General features: G+C 47.3%; 9 protein-coding genes and 1 pseudogene. 6 read left to right on the top strand and 4 right to left on the bottom strand.

All coding sequences use genetic code 11. The features are described from left to right. A pseudogene (locus NDA06_RS18515) lies at positions 1–97 on the top strand (IS5/IS1182 family transposase); the annotation flags it as partial. 245 nt (positions 98–342) lie between these two features. Here NDA06_RS18515 and NDA06_RS18510 read toward each other — a convergent pair. Beyond that, positions 343–939, bottom strand: coding sequence for a DUF1003 domain-containing protein (locus tag NDA06_RS18510; protein WP_199324067.1), 597 nt, complete (start codon positions 937–939; stop codon positions 343–345). Between the two features lie 442 nt (positions 940–1,381). On the opposite strand from NDA06_RS18510, the gene NDA06_RS18505 reads away from it, so the two are divergent. Beyond that, a complete protein-coding gene (locus NDA06_RS18505; protein ID WP_190525265.1) occupies positions 1,382–1,993 on the top strand; it encodes a hypothetical protein in 612 nt (203 codons plus the stop codon). A 261-nt stretch (positions 1,994–2,254) separates the two neighbouring features. On the opposite strand, the gene NDA06_RS18500 is transcribed toward NDA06_RS18505, so the two are convergent. After that, on the bottom strand, positions 2,255–2,767 hold the full coding sequence (locus NDA06_RS18500; protein ID WP_190673471.1) for an Hsp20/alpha crystallin family protein: 513 nt from the start codon (positions 2,765–2,767) through the stop codon (positions 2,255–2,257). 258 nt (positions 2,768–3,025) lie between these two features. Beyond that, on the bottom strand, positions 3,026–3,559 hold the full coding sequence (locus tag NDA06_RS18495; protein ID WP_190410513.1) for an Hsp20/alpha crystallin family protein: 534 nt from the start codon (positions 3,557–3,559) through the stop codon (positions 3,026–3,028). 304 nt (positions 3,560–3,863) lie between these two features. On the opposite strand from NDA06_RS18495, the gene psaC reads away from it, so the two are divergent. From psaC to NDA06_RS18480, 3 genes are all read left to right on the top strand, one after another. Beyond that, complete coding sequence (psaC, locus tag NDA06_RS18490) at positions 3,864–4,112, top strand: photosystem I iron-sulfur center protein PsaC (protein WP_089128523.1); 249 nt, start codon at positions 3,864–3,866, stop codon at positions 4,110–4,112. Positions 4,113–4,295: 183 nt separating this feature from the next. Then, positions 4,296–6,449: a glutamine--fructose-6-phosphate transaminase (isomerizing) gene (gene glmS / locus NDA06_RS18485; protein ID WP_242047459.1), complete on the top strand. Its 2,154-nt coding sequence runs from the start codon at positions 4,296–4,298 to the stop codon at positions 6,447–6,449. A gap of 228 nt (positions 6,450–6,677) precedes the next feature. Further along, a complete protein-coding gene (locus NDA06_RS18480) occupies positions 6,678–7,487 on the top strand; it encodes a methyltransferase domain-containing protein (RefSeq protein ID WP_190985940.1) in 810 nt (269 codons plus the stop codon). Between the two features lie 35 nt (positions 7,488–7,522). Here the strand turns inward: NDA06_RS18480 and dxr are convergent, their stop codons facing one another. Continuing rightward, positions 7,523–8,719: a 1-deoxy-D-xylulose-5-phosphate reductoisomerase gene (dxr, locus tag NDA06_RS18475; protein ID WP_190985955.1), complete on the bottom strand. Its 1,197-nt coding sequence runs from the start codon at positions 8,717–8,719 to the stop codon at positions 7,523–7,525. A 175-nt stretch (positions 8,720–8,894) separates the two neighbouring features. On the opposite strand from dxr, the gene NDA06_RS18470 reads away from it, so the two are divergent. Then, positions 8,895–10,184 (top strand): mannosyltransferase family protein, encoded by a 1,290-nt coding sequence (locus NDA06_RS18470; protein WP_199324091.1) that lies wholly within the window; start codon positions 8,895–8,897, stop codon positions 10,182–10,184. Positions 10,185–10,258 lie beyond the last annotated feature (74 nt).

Genomic DNA, 10,258 nt, shown 5'->3' with positions numbered 1-10,258 from the left:
TTTTTCAGGACGTTATCGCAATCGCAGGCAGAGATTTGGTTTGCGCTTAAACCTAATTGCTGGCTTGCTGAACTACGAACTGGCACATGCCTCCTGATTCATGCAGGAGGTCTAGTTCATGCTCCAAATTCTGTTGTGTCTATCCGAACTTTTGGCGCGACGCTGTAGCAATCCTGTTGGGATTGTGAGAGATGTTTTGAAGAGAATACGTCTCACAACGAAGCTCAAAACCTACGAATGACGAAAGGATTAATAAATAAGCCACGAGAATCGTAAAGGCATCATTTTTAGCATTTCTAGCTAGTCGTTGACCGTTACTTCGAGCTAAATTATTGAAAATGTTTAGGAAGCCTGTTTTCTGGAGTGGCTATTGAGAACAGCCACCGTTGCAATCTTGTTGGAGTGATGCTCCAACTCATTCAAGTCTTGAGCCGGTACGAACACAACCTTGACTTCGCTCGCTGCTTGGTGTTGTTGCTTGATTAATACAGTTAGCTCGTCTAGTTTCTTGGCATAGTCAGCATCCAGCTTTTCGTGGATCAGTTCGAGGTTTTGAGCGGCTTGTAACGTGATCTGGTAGTTGTGATTCGCACTTTCCCGATCTTCTTCTGATTGGCGGTTCTGGCTCATCAAGACGACGGGAGCGGTATAAGCAGAGGCAAAGGAGAATACCAGGTTCAACATCATGAAGGGAGACTCATCCCAGTGAGGCAGTCCCGGTATCAGGTTGCAACCTACCCATCCAGCAAGAACGGTTGATTGTCCAATCAGAAACGCCCAAGAACCTACTTTAGTTGCCATTTTGTCTGCCACCTTTTGCCCAAACGTTAAGGGCTTCTTCACAGGTGGTTGAATCTTTGAAAATTGTGGTTGTTTCAGAACGACAGGGGCTTGTTGCGATTCGTTGATACCGGGTTGACTGGATTGAGTGGAGTTCACGCTGTTACCTCTTGCAACTTCAAATTCGTTTAATGCTTTGATGAGTGCGCTTAGGGGTTTTTTGTATTTGTGCTGCACTTGCTATAGTTTCACTGTATGGCGCTTAAAGTATAAGAGCAAATACTCTTTCTTGTTGAATTAATAAATTGAAGTGATTGACTTAGGCTAAGCGTTATGAATTCGACTTTTCCAACCCTGGTTGTTACCCAGAACAGCGTTGGTGCAAATTGCGGGTAATTTCAGTAATGCCAGTTGCTCAATCAATTGAGTTTATCGATTCAACAAAAAAGAGTGTTTGCTTTTATAAATTGTGATTACGTAGGATGAATTTATGCTTCTGCAATAGATTCTTGCCAAACCGGATCGCCAGTCTGGATAGCCAGTCTGGACAAAAGACACAAGAACATTGAGAAAGCCTTTCTGGTTGTCACAAGAGAAAAACATGAAGAATCTTTTCAAAATTGCGCTCGCCCTAGTGATATTTGTGGTGAACCTAGCGATCGCCCAACCCTCTCTGGCAGATCGACCCAAGGTATCCAAAAATCCTGACTATATTCAGGTGACAAAAACGCTAAACGGTTTATCAGCACTCCAGGAAAGCCAGGATGTCCCTCCAGAAGTGCAACAGCGAATTGACGAATTGACCTTGCAAAAAGCCGCAATCGAGTCGGGTGTCACCTGGGGACAATGCAGCAATCAAACTGGGAACACAATCGGCATCTTTGGCCCCGCCTCTGAAGAATCGAAGACTGGCGATAACAGTCTCTACTTCCTAGCAGACGGTGAGACAACGCCTGAAGGCTGGGATTGCCAGGGAATTTATTTACCGAGTGGTATTAACGTTGCAGGCATTGAGTCAACACCTGCCACTTATACAATTCTGGATGGTACCCGTTTAATCGCCCGCCGAAATCCTGATACCTCTGCGCTTGAGTTTAACGTTCCACCACTCAAGTCTTCCCAAGAGAATAAGCTGGCAGTTCCTAACGTATCGCAGGAATTTATTGAATCTCGCATTCCTAGTACGTTCACAGCCGTAGAAATTGACGATTAATGGGATGCGTACAAGTGGGTTGACGCAATGATTTAACAAATTGGCTTGCAAGCTCATTGAGTCAACTCACCGTACAAAAGAATGGAAAGTTATTGTTACTCACTCATTAGCATTTTGGATTATGGATTCTTTAATTGGGTCAGTAGATTCGCAGATTGTATTAGTAGTTGCAGACTGAAGACCACTCAGCGGTTAGATAACTAAATATAAGCTATTGTTTCTTACCTCGGCTCAAGACCCTTCAGGAGGGCAAGGGCAAGATTAGTTCACGCTAGCGTGGTTGGCTTCAGGAGTTGACTGACTGGTCAACTCTGGAGTCGTATTGGTGCCGCCTAAATTGAGTTTGACGACAGTACGCCGCGCTTCTGTGACTTTCGGTAGGGTCAATGTCAGGATGCCATTCTGGAAGTCAGCCTTGGCTTGGTCGTTCTGAATGGGCACTGGCAGAGGAATCACGCGCTGGAAGCTCCCATAGCGGAACTCGGAGCGGAAGAAGCCTTTTTCTTCGTTCTTCTTCTCAAAGCGATGTTCGCCGCTAATGGCGATCGCTTCACGAGTGATTTGGACATCAATGTCCTTGCCTTCTACGCCTGGAATTTCAGCCCGCAGGATCAGATGGTCTTCAGTGTCTTGGAGTTCAATGGCAGGCTTCCAAGTTGTGCTGTACTGGCGAGAAGCTACGCGATCGCTTCCGGCAAGTTCATCAAACATTTGATCCATTTGACGACGTAGAGTTTCCATTTCTTGGAAGGGTTGCCAACGAATCAGTGCCATAAAACAGTTACCTCCAATTTGCAGTGACTAAATGCTTAAATTGAAATTTGTTCAATGGGATGAAGCTTTTAGTTCCCACGTTTTTATAATGTCAAAACAGTCTGGTTACGTCAGTGAGGAAAACCGAATTGCCTTTTGGGGGATTTTCCCGACTTCTGGAAGAAGGCGAAAAATAACCGCTGAGTTGCTGATGCTCAGCGGTTGAGTGGTTAAACTAAGAAGTTTTCGCGGCTACGGATTAACCGAAAATTATCTGGATTAATCCCAGACGCTAGCTGGTTCAGCACTCTCAGTTGCTTCGGGCTTCTTCGTGTCAGCAACGGGTGCGTCAGTGACTTCTGGAGCCGCACTGGTACTATCTGCTAGATTGAGCTTGACCACGCGATCGCGAACTGACGTTACTTTGGGCAGCGTCAGCATCAGGACGCCATCCTTAAATTCAGACTGGACGCGATCGTTGTGAATCGCAACAGGCAGAGAAATTACTCGCTGAAAGTTTCCGTAGCGGAACTCAGAACGGACGTAACCGCCTTCTTGTTCTTTCTTTTCGTAGCGGCGTTCGCCTGTAATCACTACCGCTTCACGAGAAATGCGGATATCAAGGTCTTTGGCTTCGATGCCAGGAATTTGTGCCCGCAGGATTAAGCTATCCTCTGTATCTTGCAGCTCAATCGCAGGCTTCCAGGTGATTGGAGCATCCCGATTAACGCTTGCCAGTTCGTCAAACATTCGATCCATTTGACGGCGCAGGGTTGCCATTTCTTGAAAAGGTTGCCAACGAATCAGTGTCATAGTCGATTCCCAAGGGTTAAAACTTCTCTGTGTCGAACGCTGGAATTGAATTTTGTTCAACTGAGTTAAGCCTTTCGTTCACACTTCTTTATGATGTCGAAGGCACCCCAGCTTTGCCGGTGAGGCAAACCGCCTTGAGACAGAGGGATTTCCCCGCCTTTGTCGGAAAGTCGCAATTAGGGGCAATCTATTACAGAGTTTGAAGTTCTGTGGCCTTTTGCAGAGGCGTCTATGCGCCTGCGGTAAACTAAGCCTTGATTCTAGTGTCATTAGTAGAGAACACTCAGAAAGGAGCCGTTTTTCGATGTCTCATACCGTTAAAATCTATGACACCTGCATTGGATGCACCCAATGCGTTCGCGCTTGCCCAACGGACGTCCTAGAGATGGTTCCCTGGGATGGCTGTAAAGCTCAACAGATTGCCTCATCTCCTCGGACTGAAGATTGTGTAGGTTGCAAGCGGTGCGAAACTGCCTGTCCTACCGACTTTTTGAGCATCCGAGTTTATTTGAGCAATGCTGAAACGACTCGCAGCATGGGCTTGGCATACTAACAAGCTGGCTTGAAAACACTTTTTATCATTCCGATTCCAAGGCATTGAGGGGGCAAATTGCTCCCTCTTTTTTGCGGAATAAGAGCGCGATCGCCCGTAACCAATACAATGTTGTTGACCTTGACGTTCCTGGGATAGCCCAGTAGCTTTTTAGTTTAAGTGTGAACAGGAGTGTTGTGATATATGTGCGGAATCGTTGGCTATATTGGCACTCAAGCGGCGACAGAAATTTTGCTGGCAGGCTTGGAAAAACTGGAGTATCGGGGCTACGATTCTGCCGGTATCGCCACAGTCTTGGAAGGTGATATCCATTGCGTGCGGGCAAAGGGCAAACTCTACAACCTGCGCGAAAAGCTACAACGAGAAGTTAATCCGGCGACGATTGGCATTGGACACACCCGTTGGGCGACTCACGGCAAGCCAGAAGAATACAACGCCCATCCCCACACAGATACGGCGAAGCGAATCGCGGTAGTCCAAAACGGGATTATTGAAAATTATCGGGAATTGCGAGAAGAACTCAAAGCCAAGGGACACGAGTTTCGCTCAGAGACGGATACCGAGGTGATTCCCCACTTAATCGCCGAATTAATGGCACAGCAAGCGCAGCAGGCGGCGGCGACAGCTCAACCGTTTCCGTTTTTAGAGGCGGTGCGGCTGGCGGTGACGAAAACCGGGACGGATACGGAGTTAATCCCCCAGTTAATTGCGGAACTAATTGGACAGCAAGTCAACAACTCAGGTTCTACGCCTCAGCAGGCTCCGTTTTTAGAGGCAGTGCGGCAAGCAGTAACGAAGGCGGGGACAGATACAGAGGCAATCCCGCAATTAATGGCTGAAGTGATGACACAGCAGGTACACAACTCAGCGGCGACAAGTCAGCATTCTTCCTTTTTAGAAGCGGTACGGCAGGCGGTGAATAAACTGGAGGGAGCGTTTGCGATCGCAGTTATCTGTGCTGACTATCCCGATGAATTGATTGTGGCACGGCAACAAGCTCCCCTCACCATTGGTTTCGGTCAAGGAGAGTTTTTCTGCGCCTCTGATACTCCGGCCCTGGTTCCCCACACTCGTGCCGTCCTGACCCTGGAAAATGGTGAATTGGCAAGAATGACCCCGATTGGCGTTGAGGTGTACAATTTCGCAGGCGATAGGCTGAAGAAAAGTCCCCGGACGCTGAGTTGGAATCCCGTACAGGTGGAAAAACAGGGATTCAAACACTTTATGCTCAAGGAAATTTACGAGCAACCGGGAGTGGTTCGCGCTTGTTTAGAAGCTTACCTGAACGCAGATTGGAACGCCGACTCTCGTCAATCTCCCATTAAACTGAATTTACCAGCGTCACTGTACGAGAATTTAGAACACATTCAAATTCTTGCCTGCGGTACCAGTTGGCACGCCGGACTGGTGGGTAAATACCTGCTGGAACAGTTAGCGGGAATTCCCACCATCGTGCAGTATGCCTCTGAGTTTCGCTATGCACCCGCGCCTCTCACTGCCAATACGCTGACCATTGGTGTTACCCAATCTGGAGAAACAGCGGATACGCTGGCGGCTTTGGCAATGGAATCCCAGCGTCGTGCCACTCAGCCGTCCCAATTTCAGACGCGATTGCTAGGGATTACCAATCGTCCAGAAAGCACTTTGGGGACGATGGTGCCCCAGATTATCGAAACCCATGCGGGAATTGAAATTGGAGTAGCGGCGACAAAAACCTTTGTTGCCCAGCTGATGGCGTTTTACTGTTTGGCGCTGGATTTAGCTTATCGGCGTCAGACGGTATCGGCAATTCGGTTAGAGCAAATTTTAATTGGCTTACGACAGTTGCCAGCGCAGATTGAACTAATTTTAGAAAGTCAGGAGCGTTATATTGAGCATCTGACTCACGATTTTGCCGAAACAAAAGATTTTATCTTTTTAGGACGGGGGATTAATTTCCCGATTGCCTTGGAAGGGGCGCTGAAACTGAAAGAAATCAGCTATATCCACGCCGAAGGTTATCCGGCTGGAGAGATGAAACACGGCCCGATTGCACTGCTGGATGCGAAAGTTCCGGTAGTAGCGATCGCCATGCCGGGGACTGTTTACGAAAAAGTCCTCTCAAATGCTCAGGAAGCAAAAGCGCGGGATTCCCGCTTAATTGGTGTGACGCCGATGAACGACCCAGAAGCAGCGGAAACGTTTGATGATTTGTTGCCCGTTCCTGCTGTGGAAGAGTTGCTTTCTCCCATCCTCACAGTAATTCCGTTGCAACTGTTGGCTTATCACATTGCAGCGCTTCGCGGCTTAGATGTAGATCAGCCTCGGAATTTGGCAAAATCGGTAACAGTGGAATAAGCGGCTAGAGCGCGCTCATTTTTTTATTAGGAACCGCAAAGACGCTTAGTACACGAAAGGAAAAAAGAAGAGTTCATCAATTAAATAGGATTGCTATATATAGCAATCCTTTCACTTTTAAGAATTGCAAAATCCTGGCTTCTCTTTATCTGCGTCCTAAAGCGGTTTACTTTTTTACAACTCAAATAGGACTGCTGTACTTGCATACGTTGATAACTTCATCGAATTATGAATAGTTACAAGCAACAGGTAATTGAATTTTACAATAGTAGAACTGCCTACGATTTCGAGGAAGGAACACGCCATCCACTTGAAGCCAATCTCCTACTTGAATCTGTCCCCATTCAGAAGGGGGATAAAATCCTTGATGTTGCTACTGGAACGGGTTTAGTAGCGATTCCCGCCGCTCAAAAAGTAGGTTCAGAAGGCAATATCATTGGCATAGATATGTCTCCAGGAATGCTCCATCAAGCTAGAGTTAAAGTTGAAGCAGCTTGCTTACAAAACATCGAGTTGATTGAGGCAGATGCAGAATCAATCAACTTTAATGATGGTAGTTTTGAGGCTATCTTTTGCTGCGAGGCAATTGTACTTTTTACTGATATTCCTGCTAGTTTGAAAAAGTGGTATCGCTTCCTGAAAACAGGAGGATTTGTAGCATTTACCTGTCCTCCTGAAACGGCTTATCTGGGAGATGTTTACAGGACTATCTGCGCTAGAGTATTGGGCATATCGCTGCCACACATCCTCGAAACACTCGGTACTCCAGAAAAGTGTCGGAATTTGCTACAACAGGCAGGTTTTAGAGATATCGAAATCAAAATTGAGCCGTCTGGACGGTATCGCAATATAAGAAATGACGAACTATCCTCGAAGAGAATTAATTTAAGTTTTAAAGGCAATCCGTTGTTGACCGAACTATCACCGGAACAATTAGAGCGGTTTCAAGTTGAGTACAGAGCAGAAATTGATAAACTAGCAACCGAGAAAGGTGTCTGGGAAGACACCACAAAGTTTTTTGTTCGAGGTAGAAAATGAGTTGCTGAGTGATTGAAGGAAGACCAGGAAATACCCTAACGCATGACTGCGGCGCTACTACCTTTGTGCAACTGCTGACTGACCTCAAGTGCTTCCTGTCTTGCCCATTTGTCTGCGGCAATGATGTCATCGAGAGTAGGAGTTGGGCGGTTTTGGGAAGTAAAGCGATCGCAAACTGATTCGATGCAACGGGGAATATCCAAAAATTGAATTTTTTCTTCTAAAAATAGCGCCACTGCCTGTTCGTTCGCCGCATTCAAAACAGCAGGCATCGAACCGCCTGCACGACCCGCCGCATAAGCCAATTGCATACAAGGATACTTCTCGTGGTCGGGTTCTTTGAAAGTGAGATTCCCAGCTTTCACCAAATCTAGCGGTTCCCAGTCGGTATAAATTCGCTCAGGCCAGGATAAAGCATAGAGTAGCGGTAAACGCATATCAGGCCAACCCAACTGAGCTAAGACTGACGTATCTTGCAACTCAATCAGCGAGTGAATAATGCTTTGGGGATGGATGACAATCTCGATGCCATCGTAATCCATGCCAAAAAGGAAGTGCGCCTCAATCACTTCCAGCCCCTTATTCATCAACGTAGCGGAGTCAATGGTGATTTTGCGACCCATCGACCAATTGGGATGCTTCAGGGCGTCTGCAACCGTGACTGAGGCTAATTTCTCGACTGGCAAATCTCGGAAGGAACCGCCAGAAGCCGTGAGCAGAATCCGTCGCAAGCCGCCTTTGGGGACGCCTTGGAGACACTGAAAAATTGCAGAATGCTCAGAGTCCGCTGGCAACAGCTTCACGCCGTGTTTCTCTACCAGCGGCAGCACTACGGGAGCACCCGCAATCAAAGTTTCCTTATTCGCTAAAGCAATATCTTTCCCGGCTTCAATCGCGGCAATGGTCGGTAATAACCCCGCACAGCCCACAATTCCGGTGACGACAGTTTCCGCATTCCCGTAGCGGGCGACTTCAACGACCCCAGTTTCCCCACTTAACAGGATTGGTTGGGGGTCGAGGTCTGCGATCGCTTCTTTCAGTTGAGACAATTTGTCTTCTTGACAGATAGCGGCTATTTCCGGTTGGAACTGCCGAATCTGTGCGGCAAGCATTGGCACGTTGCGCCCTGCTGCCAACCCCACGATTTTGAACTTTTCCGGGTTTTGAGCCACAATATCTAGCGTCTGAGTCCCGATAGAGCCAGTGGAGCCAAGGAGAGTAATCGCTTTCACAATCATTTAAGGATTCAGGGGCAATTCCACTATAAATTGCTTGGGGTTCATCCTTAACATCTCATCTGAGCGGATTGATAAAGATCGGGGTATTATTACTGACCATAAGCCCTCAATCGTGGGCTGGATGAGTGTCAATCAATAAGATTGGGAAGATCAACTGAGTGGGGCATCTATGCAAAAATACGCTGCAACTGTGGAAACCACTGCTGTTGAAAAAAAGGAGATATGGGCGAATGGGTTCGTCTTTGCAACGGCAATGTGGCTAAGCAGCCGACTCATCATTGCGATCGCAATGATGGCGATCGCGCCTGCACTTCCAAGTCCCTCAAACATAATGCCTACATCTGGCTGGGGAGTTTTTGAGGGCTGGGATAGCATTCATTATCGAGCGATCGCTGTCTCTGGTTACGAATACGCGAATGACGGACAAGGACATAATGTTGCTTTTTTCCCCGTTTTCCCTTTACTCATCCGGGGAGTGATGACCCTCGGCTTGCCGTTTGAAGTCGCAGGCACGCTCGTAAATAATTTGGCATTATTAGGAGCGATCGCTCTTGTATACTTTTGGGTCGAAGAACGTCATGGTAGAAGTGCTGCACGGTGGGCAAGTGCCGTATTAGCTTGGTGTCCCTTTTCCCTCTTTGGAACCGTAATTTACACAGAAGGGCTATTTTTATTCTTCAGCACTGCGGCTTTACGAGCCTTTGATAAACGCCAATATGCCTGGTTATCCCTGTGCGGTGCATTAGCAACTGCCACCCGTCCCACCGGAATTGCCCTCATCCCCGCCTTTCTGATTGCAGCGTGGAAAGAACGCAGACCTCTTATCGCCTACGTTGCCAGTCTAGCGACTGCGGGAGGGTTGCTTCTATTTAGTTTGTATTGCTGGATTCGATTTGCAGACCCTTTCGCGTTTATTCAAGCACAGCGAGGATGGCGACCTTCAGTTGGTTTCGATTGGCAGGGTTGGTGGAAAATGCTGATGCAAATTTCGATTGGTACAGCAAATTGGAAGTATGGCGGGATTAAAGATCCTTGGCATCCGCTACTGTTTTTAATCCTTGTCGGCTGTGCCTATTTGCTGTGGCGATTCCGTCAAAAATTAGGTTCGGTTAAAGTCGGATACGGCTTTTGTGTTTTATGGTTAATTTTGTGGTTACAAGCAGGCGATCCGTTGATTAATACGGTTTCGTTAGTAGGGGGTGGCTACTTGTTATGGCACTTCCGGAATCAACTCAGTTTAGTGACCGTAATTTATGGCTTTTGCGGCTTGGGGTTAATTTTGTCCTCCGGAGGAACTTGGTCGATTGGGCGGATTGCTTACGGCATTGTGTCACTTGCGATCGCGCTTGGCTTATTACTTTCCCATCACCCGCGTTGGGGATATGCCACAATCGGCTTCTTTACCGTTTTACTTGTTCCGCTATCGATTCGATTTGCCCAACACCTTTGGGCAGGATAAGAAAAAACCAAAAGGCAAAAGGAGGGGGGAAATCTTCGCCCTTACAAATGCGATCGTCCAGCTATTAAATTTCC

Origin of the sequence: Trichocoleus sp. ST-U1 (assembly GCF_039961835.1) — a bacterium.
Classification (GTDB): domain Bacteria; phylum Cyanobacteriota; class Cyanobacteriia; order Cyanobacteriales; family FACHB-T130; genus FACHB-T130.
This window is presented reverse-complemented; position numbering and strand designations above follow the sequence as displayed.

Bases quoted from the DNA above. Each gene is read 5' to 3' on its own strand.
- NDA06_RS18480 (WP_190985940.1), top strand. From the start codon at position 6,678: ATGAATAGTTACAAGCAACAGGTAATTGAATTTTACAATAGTAGAACT.
- glmS (WP_242047459.1), top strand. From the start codon at position 4,296: ATGTGCGGAATCGTTGGCTATATTGGCACTCAAGCGGCGACAGAAATT.
- NDA06_RS18495 (WP_190410513.1), bottom strand. From the start codon at position 3,559: ATGACACTGATTCGTTGGCAACCTTTTCAAGAAATGGCAACCCTGCGC.
- NDA06_RS18470 (WP_199324091.1), top strand. From the start codon at position 8,895: ATGCAAAAATACGCTGCAACTGTGGAAACCACTGCTGTTGAAAAAAAG.
- NDA06_RS18500 (WP_190673471.1), bottom strand. From the start codon at position 2,767: ATGGCACTGATTCGTTGGCAACCCTTCCAAGAAATGGAAACTCTACGT.
- psaC (WP_089128523.1), top strand. From the start codon at position 3,864: ATGTCTCATACCGTTAAAATCTATGACACCTGCATTGGATGCACCCAA.
- NDA06_RS18505 (WP_190525265.1), top strand. From the start codon at position 1,382: ATGAAGAATCTTTTCAAAATTGCGCTCGCCCTAGTGATATTTGTGGTG.